This window comes from Streptomyces sp. NPDC058284 (assembly GCF_042881135.1).
Taxonomy (GTDB): domain Bacteria; phylum Actinomycetota; class Actinomycetes; order Streptomycetales; family Streptomycetaceae; genus Streptomyces.
Genome location: NZ_JBHVYE010000001.1, coordinates 407,360 through 425,080 on the forward strand (window position 1 = coordinate 407,360; position 17,721 = coordinate 425,080).

At 71.9% G+C, this 17,721-nt stretch carries 17 protein-coding genes; 4 read left to right on the top strand and 13 right to left on the bottom strand.

Translation table 11 applies throughout. The features are described 5' to 3' along the window. Positions 1–157: 157 nt before the first annotated feature. On the bottom strand, positions 158–802 hold the full coding sequence (locus ACFVYR_RS01470) for a hypothetical protein (protein WP_384247461.1): 645 nt from the start codon (positions 800–802) through the stop codon (positions 158–160). A 128-nt stretch (positions 803–930) separates the two neighbouring features. Between ACFVYR_RS01470 and ACFVYR_RS01475 the strand changes: the two genes are divergently transcribed. Beyond that, positions 931–1,719, top strand: a complete 789-nt coding sequence (locus ACFVYR_RS01475; protein WP_384247463.1) for an oxidoreductase — start codon at positions 931–933, stop codon at positions 1,717–1,719. 13 nt (positions 1,720–1,732) lie between these two features. On the opposite strand, the gene ACFVYR_RS01480 is transcribed toward ACFVYR_RS01475, so the two are convergent. The 4 genes from ACFVYR_RS01480 to ACFVYR_RS01495 all read right to left on the bottom strand — a co-directional run bounded on the left by ACFVYR_RS01480 (position 1,733) and on the right by ACFVYR_RS01495 (position 6,300). Next, the gene (locus tag ACFVYR_RS01480; protein WP_384247465.1) at positions 1,733–2,632 is read right to left on the bottom strand and encodes a LysR family transcriptional regulator; all 900 of its coding nucleotides are present in this window, start codon (positions 2,630–2,632) and stop codon (positions 1,733–1,735) included. Between the two features lie 77 nt (positions 2,633–2,709). Further along, positions 2,710–3,915, bottom strand: a complete 1,206-nt coding sequence (locus tag ACFVYR_RS01485; RefSeq protein ID WP_384247468.1) for a glycine C-acetyltransferase — start codon at positions 3,913–3,915, stop codon at positions 2,710–2,712. 48 nt (positions 3,916–3,963) lie between these two features. After that, positions 3,964–4,992, bottom strand: coding sequence for an L-threonine 3-dehydrogenase (gene tdh, locus ACFVYR_RS01490; RefSeq protein ID WP_384247989.1), 1,029 nt, complete (start codon positions 4,990–4,992; stop codon positions 3,964–3,966). Positions 4,993–5,115: 123 nt separating this feature from the next. After that, the gene (locus tag ACFVYR_RS01495; protein WP_384247470.1) at positions 5,116–6,300 is read right to left on the bottom strand and encodes a Gfo/Idh/MocA family protein; all 1,185 of its coding nucleotides are present in this window, start codon (positions 6,298–6,300) and stop codon (positions 5,116–5,118) included. A gap of 260 nt (positions 6,301–6,560) precedes the next feature. Here ACFVYR_RS01495 and ACFVYR_RS01500 point away from each other — a divergent pair, with 260 nt between their 5' ends. Then, positions 6,561–8,441, top strand: a complete 1,881-nt coding sequence (locus ACFVYR_RS01500; protein WP_384247472.1) for a DUF2264 domain-containing protein — start codon at positions 6,561–6,563, stop codon at positions 8,439–8,441. A 34-nt stretch (positions 8,442–8,475) separates the two neighbouring features. On the opposite strand, the gene ACFVYR_RS01505 is transcribed toward ACFVYR_RS01500, so the two are convergent. The 5 genes from ACFVYR_RS01505 to ACFVYR_RS01525 all read right to left on the bottom strand — a co-directional run bounded on the left by ACFVYR_RS01505 (position 8,476) and on the right by ACFVYR_RS01525 (position 12,337). Then, on the bottom strand, positions 8,476–9,039 hold the full coding sequence (locus tag ACFVYR_RS01505; RefSeq protein WP_384247475.1) for a GAF domain-containing protein: 564 nt from the start codon (positions 9,037–9,039) through the stop codon (positions 8,476–8,478). Beyond that, a complete protein-coding gene (locus ACFVYR_RS01510) occupies positions 9,036–9,629 on the bottom strand; it encodes an ATP/GTP-binding protein (protein ID WP_384247478.1) in 594 nt (197 codons plus the stop codon). Before ACFVYR_RS01510 ends, ACFVYR_RS01505 begins: the two co-directional genes overlap by 4 nt. After that, entirely contained in the window at positions 9,607–9,978 is a 372-nt protein-coding gene (locus tag ACFVYR_RS01515) for a DUF742 domain-containing protein (protein WP_384247480.1), read from the bottom strand. Before ACFVYR_RS01515 ends, ACFVYR_RS01510 begins: the two co-directional genes overlap by 23 nt. A 2-nt stretch (positions 9,979–9,980) precedes the next feature. Further along, entirely contained in the window at positions 9,981–10,415 is a 435-nt protein-coding gene (locus ACFVYR_RS01520; protein WP_384247482.1) for a roadblock/LC7 domain-containing protein, read from the bottom strand. An 83-nt stretch (positions 10,416–10,498) separates the two neighbouring features. After that, on the bottom strand, positions 10,499–12,337 hold the full coding sequence (locus tag ACFVYR_RS01525) for a sensor histidine kinase (protein ID WP_384247484.1): 1,839 nt from the start codon (positions 12,335–12,337) through the stop codon (positions 10,499–10,501). Positions 12,338–12,637: 300 nt separating this feature from the next. On the opposite strand from ACFVYR_RS01525, the gene ACFVYR_RS01530 reads away from it, so the two are divergent. Continuing rightward, positions 12,638–13,156 carry a CGNR zinc finger domain-containing protein gene (locus ACFVYR_RS01530; RefSeq protein ID WP_384247487.1) on the top strand — a complete coding sequence of 173 codons (519 nt, stop codon included), beginning with the start codon at positions 12,638–12,640 and terminating at the stop codon, positions 13,154–13,156. A 44-nt stretch (positions 13,157–13,200) separates the two neighbouring features. On the opposite strand, the gene ACFVYR_RS01535 is transcribed toward ACFVYR_RS01530, so the two are convergent. Further along, on the bottom strand, positions 13,201–14,406 hold the full coding sequence (locus ACFVYR_RS01535) for an MBL fold metallo-hydrolase (protein ID WP_384247489.1): 1,206 nt from the start codon (positions 14,404–14,406) through the stop codon (positions 13,201–13,203). 200 nt (positions 14,407–14,606) lie between these two features. Beyond that, positions 14,607–15,440, bottom strand: a complete 834-nt coding sequence (locus ACFVYR_RS01540) for an SGNH/GDSL hydrolase family protein (protein WP_384247491.1) — start codon at positions 15,438–15,440, stop codon at positions 14,607–14,609. Between the two features lie 222 nt (positions 15,441–15,662). Here ACFVYR_RS01540 and ACFVYR_RS01545 point away from each other — a divergent pair, with 222 nt between their 5' ends. Further along, entirely contained in the window at positions 15,663–16,451 is a 789-nt protein-coding gene (locus ACFVYR_RS01545; protein ID WP_384247494.1) for an ArsR/SmtB family transcription factor, read from the top strand. Positions 16,452–16,508: 57 nt separating this feature from the next. Here the strand turns inward: ACFVYR_RS01545 and ACFVYR_RS01550 are convergent, their stop codons facing one another. Further along, a complete protein-coding gene (locus ACFVYR_RS01550; protein ID WP_384247496.1) occupies positions 16,509–17,558 on the bottom strand; it encodes an aldo/keto reductase in 1,050 nt (349 codons plus the stop codon). Positions 17,559–17,721: the final 163 nt, after the last annotated feature.

Consider the following 17,721-nt stretch of genomic DNA (forward strand, 5'->3'; position numbering starts at 1 on the left):
GGGCGGGGGCCGCGTTTACACACTTGCTATACATTACGGGGCCGTTTTACCTTTTTTTGTTTTTGGTTTTATGGGTGGGCGTCTCTCAGTCGTACGACTGAGAGACGCCTCTCAGGTACGCCCCTCGGGTACGCCCCTCAGGTACGTCCGGACCTGGTCAGCCGGAGACCGACAGCGCCTGCGGGTCGACTTCACAGTGGTCCACCGAGTCGGCGAGGCCGCCGCCACCGATCTCCACCCGGACGGTCGCCTTGTCCCTGCCGGGCACCTTGACCTTCTCGGTCTGCTCGATGATGGTGATCCCGTCCGCGTCCACGAAGGTGACCGAGACGTAGAAGCGGTCCGACCTCGCGTTGCCGTTCGTGACCTTGACGGTCGCGTACGGGGCCGACTTGGTCGCGCATTTCACCAGCGTGGCCTTGGCGTCGTGCCTCGACCCGCCGCCCGGGGAGCTGGAGGCGGTCGAGTGGCTGCCGGGCCGCCGGTTGTAGGTACCGCCGCCCGTGGTGCTCCTGCCGCGGCCGCCGCTCCCGTACGAGTCGCCGTAGTCATCGTCGTCGTCATGGCTCGAACCGCCCGACGTCGTGGAGCCGGACGCCCCGGAGCCGCCGTAGCCGCCGGAGCTGCTCGACGAAGAACTGTCGTGATCCTGACTCGAACTGCTGCAACCGCCTCCGCCACCACCCCCGCTGCCGTGCCGGCTGCTGCCGCCGTGCCCCCGCCCCGTCGTGAACCCGGTCAGCGCGAGTGCAGTGAGCACCAGCGTGGCCGTGACCTTGAGTGTGCGCCCCCGATGTGTCATTCGGTCATCCTACTGAGACCCACGGAGGGACGATCAACGGGTGGCGATGCTTCAACTTCGCCACGTATGGGCCCAGTTCGGGTCAAGTCGTCATATCCGGCGACCGGAGACAGAGGACAGGGACGTTCATGGATCTGCAGCTGACCGGCAAGGCCGCCCTCGTGACCGGCGCGAGCCGGGGCATAGGCCTGGCCACCGTCTCCAGGCTGGTGGAGGAGGGCGCGCGCGTGGTGGCCGCGGCCCGGACGATCACCCCGGAGCTTGCGGCCACCGGCGCGACCGGTATCGCCGTGGACCTGGCCACCGCCGACGGACCCGCCCGCCTGGTGGCCCGGGCCGAGGCGGCCCTCGGCGGGCTCGACCTGCTGGTCAACAACGTCGGCGGCGGCGACGCGGAGGCGGGGTGGACGAGCGGCTTCCTCGCCCTCACCGACCAGCAGTGGTACGACGCGTTCGAGCTGAACTTCTTCGCCGCGGTCCGCACCACACGAGCCGCGCTGCCCCACCTCAGGACCTGTCGGGGCGCCGTCGTCAACATCTCCTCCACCAGTGCGCGGACCCCGCACGCCGGCCCCGTCACGTACAGCACCGCAAAGGCCGCGCTGACCGCGTTCGGCAAGGCGCTGGCCGAGGAGTTCGGCCCGGCGGGCGTGCGGGTCAACACCGTCTCGCCCGGCCCGGTCCGCACGCGGATGTGGGAGGGCGCCGACGGCTACGGGGCGCGGCTCGCCGAGTCCTTGGGCATGCCTCAGGAGCAGCTCCTGACCGAGCTGCCGGCCATCGCGGGCATGGTCACCGGCAGGCTCGCGGAGCCGTGCGAAGTCGCCGCTCTCGTCGCGTACTTGGCGTCGCCCCTCGCCGTCGGCATCACCGGGGCCGACCATGTCATCGACGGAAATTCCGTGAAGACGGCCTGATCGGTCCGGCCGGTCAGGCCGCCGCCTCGCCCAGCGCCTCGAGCACCGGCCGGATCAGTGGATGTTCCTCCGCCCCGCACCGCACCGCCGCGAACACCCTGCGGGTGGGGGCCGCGCCCTCCACGGGGCGGACCACCGCGCCGGACACGTCCATGCCGCGCAGTGCCGAGCGCGGCACCAGGGCGACGCCCGCGCCGGCCGAGGCGAGCGCCACCACTGCCCGGAAGTCGTCCGACCAGTGCTCCAACAGCGGCTGGAAGCCCGCCTGTTCGCAGGCGAGGACGACCACGTCGTGGCAGGGGTTGCCGGTGAAGGGGCCTATCCAGGTGTCCTTGGCGAGTTCGGCGAGGGCCACCCGTTCCGCGTCCGCGAGGCGATGGCCCAGCGGGAGGACCGCGTCGAAGGGCTCCGCGTAGAGGGGGACGCGGGTGAGCCGGGGGTCGTCGGCGCCCGGTGCGCCCCGGTACTCGACGGCGACGGCCACGTCCACCTGCCGGTCGAGGACCATCGGCAGGCTCGCGTCGCCCTCGGCGTCCTGGACACGGACCCGGATGCCGGGCGCGGTGGCGGCGAGGCGGGTCAGGGCGGGGGCGACGACCAGGCCGATGCCGGTGGCGAAGGCGGCGACGGTGACGGTCCCCGCCTCGCCGGAGCTGTACGCGGCGAGCTCGGCCTCGGCGCGCTCCAGCTGGGCCAGGACGGCGTTGGTGTGCGTGAGCAGGATCTCGCCGGCCGCCGTCAGGCGCACACCGCGCGCGGAGCGCTCGACCAGGCGGTGGCCCGTCTCCTGTTCCAGGGCGGTGAGCTGCTGGGACACGGCGGACGGGGTGAGGTAGAGCGCGGCGGCAGCGGCCGTGACCGTGCGGTGGTCGGCCACCGCACGGAGGATGTGCAGCCGCCGCGCTTCGATCATGTTGTCGATTCTCCCAAACCTGCGGCCCCGGGCGCACCACCGGCCCCGCGCCGGTGACCGGCGCGGGGCCGCAGGCGTCAGGCCTCACCCGCCTCCACCAGCTCCGCGCGCGCCGCGACGAACGCGTCGACCGCGCGGTTCACGTCCTCGGTCGAGTGCGCGGCCGACAGCTGGACGCGGATGCGCGCCTTGCCCTGCGGCACGACCGGATAGGAGAAGCCGATCACGTACACGCCGCGCTCCAGGAGCAGCTCGGCCATCCGTCCGGCAACCGCCGCGTCGCCGATCATGACCGGGGCGATGGCGTGGTCGCCGGGCAGGACGTCGAAGCCCTCCTCGGTCATCCGCGAGCGGAAGAGGGCCGTGTTCGCGGCGAGCTGTTCCCGCAGGTCACCGGCCGATTCCAGGAGGTCGAGCACCTTCAGGGAGGCCGCCGCGATCACCGGGGCGAGCGTGTTCGAGAAGAGGTACGGGCGCGAGCGCTGGCGCAGCAGGGCGACGATCTCGGCGCGGGCGGCGACGTAGCCTCCGGAGGCGCCGCCGAGGGCCTTGCCCAGGGTGCCCGTGATGATGTCGACGCGGTCCATGACGCCGTGCAGCTCGGGGGTGCCGCGGCCGCCGGGGCCCACGAAGCCGACGGCGTGCGAGTCGTCGACCATGACCATGGCGTCGTAGCGCTCGGCGAGGTCGCAGATCTCCGCCAGCGGGGCGACGTAGCCGTCCATGGAGAAGACGCCGTCGGTGACGATCAGCTTGCGCCGGGCACCGGACGCCTCCTTGAGCTGCTGCTCCAGGTCGGCCATGTCGCGGTTGGCGTAGCGGAAGCGGCGCGCCTTCGACAGGCGGATGCCGTCGATGATCGACGCGTGGTTGAGGGCGTCGGAGATGACCGCGTCCTCGGCGCCGAGCAGCGTCTCGAAGACGCCTCCGTTGGCGTCGAAGCACGAGGAGTAGAGGATCGTGTCCTCCTGGCCGAGGAACGCGGCCAGGCGCGCCTCAAGCTCCTTGTGCACCTCCTGCGTACCGCAGATGAAGCGGACGGACGCCATGCCGTAGCCCCAGCGGTCCAGGGCCTCGTGCGCCGCCGCGACGACATCGGGGTGGTCGGCGAGGCCGAGGTAGTTGTTCGCGCAGAAGTTCAGGACCTCGCCGGGGCGCCCGCCCGCGGTGACGGCGACCGTCGCGGACTGCGGGGTGCCGATGACGCGCTCGGGCTTGTGCAGTCCGGCGGCGCGGATCTCGTCGAGGGTGGCCTGGAGGTCTTCGCGTACGGAGTCGAACATGCGGGGTTCCTTAAGGAGTCGAGCCGGGAGAGGGCCGAGAAGCGGGCGTCAGGCGGTCCAGTCGAGGATGACCTTGCCGCCGCGGCCGCTCGCCGCGTCGTCGAAGGCGGCCTCGAAGTCGCGGTGGCCGTACCTGCCGGTGATGACGGGCGCCAGGTCGAGGCCGCCTTCGAGCAGCACCGACATCGCGTACCAGGTCTCGAACATCTCGCGGCCGTAGATGCCCTTGATGGTGATCATCGAGGTGACGATCCGCGCCCAGTCGACGGCGAAGTCCTCGGCGGGCAGGCCGAGCATGGCTATCTTGCCGCCGTGGGTCATGTTGGCGACCATGTCGCGCATCGCGTGCGGGTTGCCGGACATCTCCAGGCCGACGTCGAAGCCCTCGCGCAGGCCGAGCTCGCGCTGGCCCGCGGCGATCGACGAGTCCGCCACGTTGAGGGCGAGGCCGGCGCCGACCTTGCGGGCCAGCGCCAGGCGCTCCTCGCTGACGTCGGTGATCACGACGTTGCGGGCGCCCGCGTGACGGGCGACGGCGGCCGCCATCAGGCCGATCGGACCCGCGCCCGTGATCAGTACGTCCTCGCCGACCAGCGGGAAGGAGAGGGCGGTGTGCACGGCGTTGCCGAACGGGTCGAAGATCGCGGCCACGTCGAGGTCCACGGGGACGCGGTGCACCCACACGTTCGACGCGGGCAGCGCGACGTACTCCGCGAAGGCACCGTCCCGTCCGACGCCGAGGCCGACCGTGGCGCGGCACAGGTGGCGCCGCCCGGCCAGACAGTTGCGGCACTTGCCGCACACCAGGTGGCCCTCACCGCTGACCAGGTCGCCCGCCGTGATGTCGGCGACGTCCCGGCCGGTCTCCACGACCTCGCCGACGAACTCGTGCCCGAGCACCAGCGGCGCGGTGATCGTCTGCTGGGCCCAGCCGTCCCAGGACCTGATGTGCAGGTCGGTGCCGCAGATCCCGGTGCGGAGCACCTTGATGAGCACGTCTCCGTGGCCGATGACCGGCTCCGGTACGTCCTTGAGGCTGAGACCCGGCTCCGCCTTCTCCTTGACCAGCGCCTTCAACGCCACGGCTCCCGTCGTACGTCGCTTCTTCCCCCGACGACACAGGAATCTTCCCTACGGAGGCGCCCCGGTCCATCGAGGATTTCTTAAGCGCCGCCGCAGCTTTCCTTCAGACCCTGTGGTTCAACGGGTCTGACCGCGTTCGAAATAGGCGATGAGCTCCGGGTCGAGCGCCGGCACCTCGCGCGGTGTCCCACCGTCCCGCAGCGACTGCGTCGCCCGTACGCCCGCCGCCACCGCCATGCGCGCCGCGACCGGCGAGGTGTCGGTGCGCCCTCCCTCACGTGCGAAACGTACGAACTCGTCGATCAGCAGCGGATCCGCGCCGCCGTGCCCCGCGTCGTCCCTGGCGTCCGGCACCGCGTACTCGGCGTCCGCCTGCGCCCGGTGGCCCGAGCGGCGGGCGTTCCACACCTTGACCGTCGCGCCGGGTCCGTCGCCGAAGTTCTCCAGGCGGCCCGCGTCGCCGATGACGGTGTAGTTGCGCCAGTAGTCGGGGGTGAAGTGGCACTGCTGGTAGGCGGCGAGGACGCCGTTGTCGAGACGCATGTTGACCAGGGAGACGTCCTCGACGTCGATGACGGGGTTGAGGCCGCGCTGGGTGTGCGGCGGCCAGTGGCCGTCCTCGGTGTACCAGTCCTCGGTCTTCGGCTCGCCCGGCGCGCGGCGGTGCGGATTGTCGCCGTAGACCATGAGGTCGCCGAGGGCCTGCACCTGGCGCGTGTAACCGCCCGCGAGCCAGTGGAGCACGTCGATGTCGTGGGCGGCCTTCTGCAGCAACAGGCCGGTGGTATACCGCCGTTCGGCGTGCCAGTCCTTGAAGTACCAGTCGCCGCCGTAGCCGACGAAGTGGCGCACCCAGACCGTCTTGACCGCGCCGATCTCGCCGCGCTCGATGATGTCGCGCATCAGGCGGACCACGGGCATGTGGCGCATGTTGTGCCCGACGTACAGCCGGGTGCCCGTCTCGTACGCGGTCCGCAGGATCTCGTCGCACCCCTCGACGCCGACCTCCAGGGGCTTCTCCACGAAGACGGGCTTGCCTTCGCGCAGCGCCTCGCAGGTGAGCGCCGCATGGGTGTGGTCGGGGGTGAGGACGAGGATCGCGTCGACGTCCGGGTCCTCGACGACCTTGCGGTGGTCGCTGGATATCAGCGCGCCGGGGAAGGCCACGGCCGCCTCGGCCCGGGCCGCGGCGTCGTGGTCGGCCAGCGCGGTGACGCGTGAGCCCGCGTCCGGCCGGTGGGCGGTACGGGCGAGCGAACCGCGCAGTCCGTAGCCGAGAACGCCGAGACGGAGGTCGGTCATGGAACTTCTTTCGCTAGAGCCGGTGTTGCGGATGTGCTTGAACCGGTGTTGCGGGTGTACCTGAACCGGTGTCGCGGATACGCCTGAGCCGGTGTGACGGTGAGCTTGATCCTTCTCTATCCGGCCGCCCCGGCCGCTGTCGAGGCATGTGCACCACGATGAAGCCCTTGATCGGCCCAGCCGGAGACCCTCTTGCGCCTCGCAGCAAGCGCTTACATGCTGTCGCGGAACCACTCGCCCATCGAGGAGCCGCCGCCCCCATGCCCGCACCTCACCTCCCCCTGCCACCCACCGACCGCGTCCGCTCCCCGCTCACCGGCTGGACCCGGGCCCACTGGGAGGCGCTCGCCGACCGGCAGTTGGAGGCCCTGGTCCCGTACGCGACACCGGGCTTCGCGCAGTACCGGCTGCCGGGCCGCAACAGCTGGTCGGGGATCGTCTCGGACGGCCTTGAGGGGTACGCGCGGTCCTTCCTGCTCGCCGCCTTCCGGATCGCCGGAGCGGGCGGCGAGGTGGACCCGCGCCTCGTCGAACGCTACGCACGAGGACTGGCCTCCGGCACCGACCGTGCGAGCGGCGAGGCCTGGCCCGAACTCACCGACTGCTCCCAGCAGATGGTGGAGGCCGCGTCCGTCGCCATCGCCCTGCACGAGACGCGCCCCTGGATCTGGGACAAGCTCGACGCCCGCGTCCGGGAGCGGGTCGTCGACTGGTTCTCCGGCTTCGTCGGCGGCCGGACCTGGGACAACAACTGGCGGCTCTTCCAGGTGGTCTCGGAGCAGTTCCTCGCCTCGGTGGGCGCGCCGTACAGCCGGCCGGACATCGAGGGCGGCCTGGACCGCATCGAGGACTGGTACCGCGGCGACGGCTGGTACAGCGACGGCGACGGGCGGAACTTCGACTACTACATCGGCTGGGCGATGCACCTGTACCCACTGCTGTGGGCCCGGATGGCGGGCGAGGAGGACGGCGGTCGCGCCGAGGTGTACCGCGATCGCCTCGCCCGGTTCCTCGCCACCTACCCGCACTTCTTCGGCGGTGACGGCGCCCCGGTCCACCAGGGCCGCTCCCTGACGTACCGCTTCGCCGCCGCCGCGCCCGTGTGGATGGGCGCCCTCACCGGCTGCACCCCGCTCGCGCCGGGCCTGACCCGGCGCCTCGCCTCCGGTGTCGCGCGGCACTTCGTGGAGCGCGGCGTCCCCGACGAGCGGGGGCTTCTGCCGCTCGGCTGGTACGGGACGTTCCTTCCGGCCACCCAGGCCTACTCGGGCCCCGCCTCGCCGTACTGGGCGAGCAAGGGGTTCCTGGGCCTGCTGCTGCCCGCCGGCCACCCGGTGTGGACGGAGCGCGAACTGCCGCTCCCTGTAGAGGAGTCCGACCAGTACACGGCGCTCCCGCAGCCCGGCTGGCTGCTGCACGGCACGCGGCACGACGGCATCGTCCGCCTGGTCAACCACGGCAGCGACCACAACCCCCTCGAAGGCCCCGCCGACGACGACCCGCACTACGCCAAGTTCGGCTACTCGACGGCGACCGCCCCGGAGACCGCCCCGCGCGCGTGGGGCCGCGCCGTCGACGGCCATCTGGCGCTGCTCGCCCCGGACGGCACGGCCTCGCGCCGCCGCCGCATCCACCCGCTGAGCTGCGCCGGCCGGGTGGCCGCCTCCCGACACGACGCCCAATTCCCCGGCAGCGGTCAGGAGTTCCCCATCGAGACGACGAGCGCGCTGCACGGGCCGTGGGAGATCCGCGTGCACCGGGTGCGGGCGCCCGAGGGAGCGACCGTCCGCGAGGGCGGCCACGCGGTGGCGGACGAGACGCGGCCACACGCCGAGCAGGGCCCCGGCTGGGCGCTCGCCCGCACGGTCACCGGCCTGACCAGCGCGGTCGTCGGCCTGTACGGCTGGGACGAGGAGGCGGGCGTCGCCCGTGAGGTGGCGGCGAACGCGTACGGGCCGCACTCCGCGACTCCGTACCTGACATCCGCGGCCCACCCCGGCGGCGCGAGTGTCCACGTCACCCTGGTCGCCCTGTCCCGGGACGCGGTCCGTCCGCGGGCGCTGCGGGAGTCCATCACCTGCGACGTGGCCGCCGGCCGTGTCCGCGTCCGCTTCCCCGACGGAACCGGACTCGACCTCTGACCCGCTCGACACACCGGGTCCGCTGCGGCCCGCCTCAGATCCCGCCCGCCTCCCTCCGGTGGATCTGCTCGACCAGCTCCGCGGCCATCCGCTTGATCGTGTCGAGCCCCGCCGTGCCCCAACGGCGCGGCTCGACGTCCACGACGCAGACCGTGCCGAGGGCGATCCCCGTACGGTCGATCAGGGGCGCGCCCAGGTACGAGCGGATGCCGCTCTCGTCCACCACCGGGTTGCCCGCGAACCGCGGATAGTCGCGGACGTCCTCCAGGACGAGGGCCTTGCGGCGCACCACGACGTGCGGGCAGTACCCGTGGTCGCGGGCCAAGTAGCGGCGCGCGTCGCCGCCCTCGGGCACCGGTTCCGTACCGAGGCGCGCGCCCTGCGGAGCGTGCAGGCCCGCGAAGAACTGCCGGTCCTCGTCGATGAAGTTGACCATCGAGCAGGGCGCGCCGGTCAGCTCGGCGAGCCGCTCGGCGAAGACGTCGAAGGCCGGGTCGGGGTACTGCCCGATGCCGAGCCCGCGCAGCCGCCGCACCCGCGCGGGAGCCTCCTTGTCGACGGGGGTGAGGAGCAGGTGCCCGGTCGGGTCGTACGTCACGTGTGGGCTCCGTAGCTCGGCGCCGGGGCATGGTTGAGGAGGTGCTTGACCAGGATCAGGAGGGTCTGGATGCCGGAACTGGAGATCCGTGCGTCGCAGCGCACGACGGGCACTTGCGGGTCGAGGTCGATGGCGGACCGTACCTCCTCGGGTTCGTAGCGGTGGGCGCCGTCGAATTCGTTGATCGCCACGATGAAGCCCATGCCGCGCTGCTCGAAGAAGTCCACGGCGGCGAAGCAGTCCTCCAGGCGCCGGGTGTCGGCGAGCACCACGGCGCCGAGGGCTCCTTCGGAGAGCTCGTCCCACATGAACCAGAACCGCTCCTGCCCCGGGGTGCCGAAGAGGTAGAGGACGTGCTCCGGATCGAGGGTGATCCGGCCGAAGTCCATGGCGACGGTGGTCGTGGTCTTGTTCTCCACGCCCGACAGGTCGTCGGTGGCCTCACTGACCGTGGTGAGCAGTTCCTCGGTGCTCAGCGGCGCGATCTCGCTGACCGCGCCCGTGAAGGTCGTCTTGCCGACCCCGAAGCCGCCCGCGATCAGGATTTTGAGTGCAGTGGGGAAGCGGTCAGAGCTGTCGTCGTAGTCCATCGAGCACTGCCTCCAACAGGGACCGGTCGGTGGGGTTGTGGTAGAAGTCCGGGGCCTTCTGGGTGAGGGACCCGCAGTCGAGGAGATCACTCAGGATCACTTTGGTGACGACCGCGGGCAGCTTCAGCTGGGCCGCGATCTCGGCGACGGAGGTGGGCGCCTCGCAGAGGCCGAGGGCGGTGGCGTGCTCGGGTCCGAGGTAGCCGAGCGGGGTGGCGCCGGTGGCCATCACCAGGGAGAGCAGGTCGAGTTGGCTGGTGGGTCTGGTCCGTCCGTTGCTGACGGTGTAGGGGCGGATGAGCCGCCCGGCGGCGTCGTCGAGCCAGGGCCCGTCGTGCGGGGCCGCCACGGTCAGCGCCTCATCGGCGTGGGTTCGCCGGCGGGCTGCCGGGGAGCGGTGATCAGGTACGGGCGCACGCTCTTGACCAGCATCGCCATCTCGTAGCCGAGGACGGCGGCGTCGGCCTCGCGCCCCGCGAGCACGGCCAGACAGGTGCCCGATCCCGCGGTGGAGACGAACAGGAGGGTGGAGTCCAGTTCCACGACGACCTGGCGGACGTCCCCGCCGTCGCCGAAGCGGATGCCCGCGCTGCGCCCGAGCGAGTAGAGGCCCGAGGCCAGGGCCGCCATGTGGTCGGCGCTGTCCGGGTCGAGGCCGTGCACCGACTTCACGAGTCCGTCGGAGGAGAGCAGGACGGCGCTGTGGGTGTGCGGCACGCGCTGCACGAGGCCGCTCATCAGCCAGTCGAGATCGGATACATGGCCGGTCGGCGCATCGCTCGCCATGGTGGATCGACTCCTTGGGGTACAAACGTACGTAGGTCTGCGGGGGCAGAGGTGGTGGGGGGTGCCGGGCCTGCCGGTGCTGGTCAGCCGTCTGCTCCTCGCCCGTCGTGGGGCGTGCCGGCCTCGCGCCCGGGCGGGGTGGGGTCGCGTGCGTCCTGGGCCTGGGCGAGGCCGATGCCGCGCTGGAACGCGGCCATCAGGCCCGGGTCGTGGCCGACGACGTCGCCGCTGTCGGGCCGCGGCGCCGGGGAGTCCCGCAGCTGAGGTGCGATGTGTTCCTGGGCGCGCCGCTTGGGGAGCTGCGGTCTGCCGACGTGTCCGCGTACGGCGCCGTTCAGGGGCGTCGGCGGTGTGACGGTGTGCTCGGCGACGGCCTGCCGGTCCTCGGGCCGGATGCCGGGGGCGGCGTCGGCGGGCGTGGCCCGGTCCTGCCGGGCTCCGCGCACGGGGAGGGGGGCGGGTGAGGAGCCGTTGGCGGTACGCGGCCGGTGGGACGTGGCGGTGGGGGCCGGGCGCGGGGCGGAGCCCGCGTGCGGGCCGGGGGCGGGGCCGGGTGGCGCCTGGGGTGCGGTGGTCGGCCACGCCGGGGCCGGATCGCGTACGCCATCCGGTACGTTCCCCGGCTCCCCCGCGCCCCCGATGTCCCCCGCGCCGCCGTCGAGGGCGCCCCGCACCGCCTCCTCGGCCGCCGGGCGGCGAGCGGCCGGCTCCGGCTGCTGCTCGGCGCCCAGCAGTTCCTGCGGCAGGATCAGTACGGCCTGGACCCCGCCGTAGATGTTGGTCTGCAGGCGCACCGCGACACCGTGCCTGCGGGCGAGGGCGGCGACCACGTAGAGCCCGATGCGGCCGTCCTGCAGCAGATGCGCGACGTTGACCTGGTCGGGGTCGGTGAGCAGCCGGTTCATCCGGTGCTGCTCGGCGGCGGGCATGCCGAGGCCGCGGTCCTCGACCTCGACGGCGAGTCCGGCGGTCACGGCGTTGGCGCGCAGCAGAACCTGGGTGTGCGGGGCGGAGAACACCGTGGCGTTCTCGACCAGTTCGGCCAGCAGGTGGATGACGTCGGCGACGGCGTGGCCGCGCAGGGTGCCGTCGATGGGCGGCACCAGTTTGACGCGCGAGTACTGCTCGACCTCGGCGATCGCCGAGCGCATCACCTCCGTCATGGAGACCGGATTGCTCCACTGGCGGCGCGAGACGGCGCCGCCGAGCACGGCGAGGTTCTCGGCGTGCCGCCGGATGCGGGTCGCGAGGTGGTCGACGTGGAAGAGGCCCTTGAGCAGCTCGGGGTCCTCGACCTCGTTCTCCAACTCGTCGAGCAGGGAGATCTCGCGGTGCACGAGCGACTGCAGGCGCCGGGCGAGATTGACGAAGACCTCGACCTTCTGCTCGCTGCCCGCGTGGCTGGAGAGCTGGGAGGCCTGTACGACGGCGCCGACGGCGACGTCCTGGGCGCGGCTCAGCTCGTCGGCGAGTTGGTCGAACTCGTCGCCGCCCGGACGGGTCCGCGCCGGGGTCGCGGGCTCCGGCGGCCGGCCGCCGCGGCGCAACTGATCGACCAGGCCCTGCAGTTCGGACTGGCCTCGTGCGGTGGCGCGGCGCAGCGCGCCGACCCGGTCGTGCACGGACTTCGCGGCGCGCTCCGCCGCGACGACGGCGGTCGCGATGCCCGCGAGGCCGACCAGGGCCGCGGCGGTGAGCACGCCGAGCAGGGCCGGTCCCGGCCGGGTGCCGGTCGAGCGCAGGGTGAACAGCACGGCCGCGCAGGCGCTCAGGCCCACGGCGACGGCCGGCAGCACCGCGATGCGCAGGAGCTGCGGCCGTATGTGGGTCTCGGGCAGGTTGGCGGCACGACTGCCCGGCCTGCCGTGCCGGCCGCCCTCACGGCGGTCTGTGCGGGCGGCCGGTGCGCGTAGGTGAGACATCTGCGTCCTCGGTACGTTGCGACGAGGGTCCGGCGGTCGAGCCGGTTCCTCTTTGCGGCGCGCTTGCGGCAGCGCCGTGCCGGCCGGCAGGTCGCCACGTCAGCCCTGCGTCGTGATCCCTGCGTCGCCCGACGGCCACACACGGTAGTCGGCAACGCATCATGTGCGGTGGGCAGTTGACAAAGTCAGCGGGGGTGCGTCCCGCTCTGGTATGACACCTCGCACGGGGGTCCGATTCATCTCGTACACAGGCGCGGTTCACGGCGCGTTGCGTGGCGGTCGACCTGTTGTAATGCCCTTATGCACCTCAACCCTTACGGCGAGGGCGCCGTGGATCTGGCCGCCGATCTCGCCAACCGCCGTCCGGTCGGCGTCGATGAGCTCGCGGACCGCTGCCGCGCCGCGGGCCTGACACTGGAACAGCCGATCGAACCCGGCGACTTGGCCCGGACCCAGGAGACCCTGGACGCCTGGGAGAAGGTCGTCGACGCCACCGATGAACAGGAGCGGGCCGAGTTGCTCAACGCCATGCTGGCGTCGGCCGCCGCCTACCCACGGCTGACCGACCACGCGGGCAGCGGCTGGCATCTGCACTACCGCGACGCCCGGCAGCCGCTCGGCGACCTGCTGTTCTCGCTGTTCTCCGTCGGGACGGCACTGCATCTGGCGGGCCGGGGCATGCACCGGCTGCGGCGGTGCGCGGTGACCGAGTGCACCACGATCTTCGCCGACACCTCGCGCACGGGGCGTCGGCGCTACTGCTGCCGGTCCTGCGCCAACCGCGACGCGGTCCGCCGCCACCGCGCTCGCGCCGCGTGAGCACGGGCGGCACGCAGGGGCCGGGACGCCGCGGGACGGGGCGGTTACCCGACGGACGTCGTCTCGTGCTCGCCGTTGTCCGTCCTGGGCGAGGCGACCGCGCGTACGACCAGCGTCGACGCGCCGAGCCAGCCGCCGTCCGGCACGACGGCGACGTCGCGCCACCACAGCGAGCCGGGATGGGAATCCGCGCCCGGCTCGAAGGGCTCGCCGGGGCAGGGCAGCGCGATCGTGGCGCCCGCCCGGCGCGCCGCGGCGACCGTGCCCTCGCCGGGCTCCGACCAGGCGTGCGGGGCGAGGTTGAACGTGGCCCAGTGGATCGGCAGCATGACGCCGCGCGGCGAGCCGCCCTGGAGGTCCAGGTGGGCCTGCATGCCCTCATCGGGCGTCATGTGGATGTCCGGCCACCACTCCGAGTACGCGCCGATCTGGATCATCGTGGCGTCGAACGGGCCGTGCTCCGCGCCGATGTCACGGAAGCCGGGGAAGTAGCCGGTGTCCCCGCTGTGGTACACGCGGTGCTCGGGCCCCGCCACCACCCAGGAGGCCCACAGGGTGTGCTGGGGATTGCGCAGTCCGCGGCCGCAGAAGTGCCGTGCGGGCGTGGCCGTCAGGGTCAGGTCCGCCACCTTCGCCGTCTCGTTCCAGTCCAGCTCGCGGAGCCGGTCCTGCGGCACGCCCCACCGCTCCAGGTGGGCGCCGACGCCGAGCGGCACCGCGAAGACCGTTCCGGTGCGTGCCAGGGCCTTGATCGTGGGCATGTCCAGGTGGTCGTAGTGGTCGTGCGAGATCACCACGGCGTCGACGGGGCCGAGGGCCGCCAGCGGCACCGGCACCGGGTGCAGCCGCTTGGGACCCGCGAAGGAATACGGTGAGCACCGCTCGCCCCACACCGGGTCGAAGAGCACCCGCCGCCCGTCGATCTCCACCAGAACGCTGGAGTGACCCATCCAGGTGACCCGCAGGCCGTCGGAGGGCGGCTTGGCGAGGTCGGCGAGGGTCGTGGGGTGCACGGGGACCGTACCGGCCGGACCGCGGCGCAGCCGCTCCTCCCTGCGGAAGTAGATCTTCGCGAACTCCAGCGACGATCCGGACGGCCTGGTCCGGGCGGCCACGGGATTCTGGAAGGTTCCCTCGGCGACGGAGAAATTCGGCGATCTGCGGATCCGGGCCAGCCGGGCGCCGGCGGGATCCGCACCGAAGGCAGCGGACCGCAGCGAGCGGAACCCGGGGATCAGGGACCGGGACACGGGACCTCCTGAGGGGGGTGGATAGGCCTTTCCATTATGTCCACCGCTCTCCGGCGAGTCCTGCGCGGGCGGTCGGTACGGCGCCAGGGCGCGGGCCGCCAGGACCGCATACGTCGAAGGCGCCCGGGAAGGGCGCCTTCGACGTATGGACGTGCGGATGTCCGCGGAGTCGCTCACTCATGTGGAGTACCGGCTCCCGCTCAGGAAGCGGCCTCTATCTGCATCTTGATGGTGTGCGGGTTGCGAAAGCCCTTCGCCTCCACGTGGTCCCCGGAGCTCTCGCCCCGGATGCGCCGCCCGATCCACGGCACCAGGTACTCGCGGGCCCAGTGGATGTCGTCGCGCCGCAGGTCCAGAGCGCCGCGCGGCGGCAGCGGCGGCCACGCCTGGTCGGGATCGGCGGGCACGTCGAGGCCAAGCACCTGAGCGGCGCGCAGCGCCACGCGCGTGTGCCCCTCGGCGGAGAGGTGCAGCCGGTCGCCGTCCCAGGCACGGCGGTCCTGCACGGTCCTCAGCGACCACAGGTCGAGCACCGGGCAGCCGTACCGGTCGGCGATGGCGCGGACGTGCATGTTGTACGTGGCGATCTTGCCGCGCAGATGCTTGAGCACCGCTACGCCACGGGTGTCGAAGCCGGTGGTCACCATGACCGTGCCGACCGCCGACGAGAGGTCGGCGACGGCCCGCTCGAACCGCTCGGCGACCTCGTCCGGGTCGGTGCCGGGCCGGATGATGTCGTTGCCCCCGGCACAGAACGTCACCAGGTCGGGGGCGAGCTCCTTGGCGCGCGGCAGCTGGTCCTCGACGATCTGGTCGAGGAGCTTGCCGCGGACGGCGAGGTTGGCGTACCGGAAGGTGTGCTCGGGCACCCGGTCGTCCAGCAGGACGGCGAGGCGGTCGGCCCAGCCGACGAAGGTTCCGTCGGGTCCCGGGTCACCCACGCCTTCGGTGAAGCTGTCGCCGACCGCTGCGTAGGAGTTGAAAACGCCGTTGTTGTTGGGGTGATGGATGAAGGATGTCGACTCTGCGCTCACGGAGTAGCATCCTTCACCTCCCTAAGTGACCTACGCCACCGTAGGGAGGGGTTGACGGTGCGTGAGATAAGCCACCGGTCAAGATTCGTCCAACTCGGAATAAGTGCAAGACCCACCTTTCGTCGTCCGCCGCCGCGGCGAACCCCTGCCTTGACATGCAGCCGTTCGGCTGCCAATCATGGAGATGCAGCCTCACGGCTGCCTGACTGGGGGTGACGACGAGTGGACGCGGCGTTCAAGGCGCTGGCCGATCCGAGCCGGCGGCGGCTGCTCGACCGGTTGCGGGACCGCAACGGCCAGACCCTGCGCGAGCTGTGCGAGGGCCTGGACATGGCCCGTCAGTCGGTGAGCAAGCATCTGGCCGTGCTGGAGGCCGCCGAGCTGGTGACCACGGTGCGGCAGGGGCGGGAGAAGCTGCACTACCTGAACGCCGCTCCGATCAACGCCATCGCCGAGCGATGGATCAGTCAGTTCGACCGCGGCCGGGTGCACGCCCTCGCGGACCTGAAGAGAGCATTGGAGCAACCCCCCATGGACAGCAGGACGTTCGTGTACACGACGTACATCCGCACCACCCCCGAGCGGCTCTGGCAGGCGCTGACCGACCCGGCGTTCACCCGTCGGTACTGGGGCGTGAGCTTCACGACCGACTGGGCCGAGGGATCCCCGATGACCTGGACCGAGACCGGGGCCACCACCGAGGACCCCGAGCAGGTCGTCCTCGCCTACGAACCGCACCGCAGGCTGGCCTACACCTGGCACACCTTCAGCAAGCAGTGGGCGGAGGCGAACGGCATCGACGAGGAGCTGCGCGCGCGGCTGGCGAGCGAGCGCCGTTCGACGGTCGCCTTCGACCTGGAGCCGCAGGGCGACCAGGTCAAACTGACCGTCACGCAGGACTTCGACCCGGCAGGCACCCTGCACTCCATGTGCAGCCAGGGCTGGCCGCCCATCCTGTCCAGCCTCAAGTCGCTCCTGGAGACCGGCGAGCCCCTCGGCGCGACCGGCTGAACAGCTCGCTTCGAGAGGTCGGCCAGGAGAACACCACCCCGGTCCTCAGAGCCGCTCTCAGGCGGCGGACCTGGCGTCGGCCGTGCGGCGCCGGAGCGCCGGTGTGGTGAGGGACGGCGGGGACCACACACCGTCCGGAGCGTAGACATCCGTTCCGGGCGGCACGATCTCGTCGATCCGGTCGAGGGCCGCGTCGTCGAGCACCACGGACGCGCCCCCCAGCGTGTTCCGCAACTGCTCCATCGTGCGCGGGCCGATGATCACCGACGTGACGGCGGGATGGGCCAGCGGGAAGGCGACCGCCAGCTCCGGCAGCGAACAGCCCACGTCCTCGGCAACCGCCACGAGCCGCTCCACGGCCTCCAGCTTCGCGGCCGTACGCGGCGCGGCGGGGTCGAAGCGGTCCGGGAACAGGGTGGGGCGTCCGCTGCTCAGATCGAGGTCCCGGCCCTTGCGGTAGCGGCCGGTCAGGAAACCCGAGGCCAGCGGGCTCCAGGTCAGCACGCCCATCCCCAGCCGCTCCGCGACCGGCAGCAGACGGCTCTCGATCCCCCGGGCGAGCAGCGAGTACGGCGGCTGCTCGGTCCTGAACCGCTGCAGCCCTCTGCCCATCGCCACGTGGTGCGCCTCGACGATCTCGTCCGCGGGGAACGTCGAGCAGCCGAACGCCCGGATCTTGCCCTGGCGCACCAGGTCGGTCAGGGCGGAGAGAGTCTCCTCGATGTCGGTCGTGTGGTCCGGCCGGTGCACCTGGTAGAGGTCGATCCAGTCCGTGCCGAGCCGCCGCAGGCTCTCCTCCACCTCGCGGATGATCCAGCGCCGGGAGTTGCCGCCCCGGTTCGGGCCGTCCCCCATGGGGAAATGGACCTTGGTCGCGAGCACCACGTCGTCGCGGCGGCCCTTGAGACCCTTGCCGACGATCGTCTCCGACTCCCCGGCCGAGTACATGTCGGCGGTGTCCACGAAGTTGATCCCCGCGTCCAGCGCGGCGTGCATGATCCGGACGCAGTCGTCGTGATCGGCGTTGCCGATGTAGCCGAACATCATCGTGCCCAGGCAGTAGGGGCTGACCTCGATGCCGGTCCCGCCCAGAACGCGATGGCGCATGCAACTCTCCTCGGCCGGTGTGCTGTTGGGTGCCGCGACTGTACGACCTGGAGCGCACTCCAGGGCAAGGGGTGCCCCGGCCCACGGAGCACCCTTGGGCCCGCTCGCGCGGGTTCACGGGAGAGCCGTACGGAGGGTGATTGCCCCAGGTACCGATGTCGTA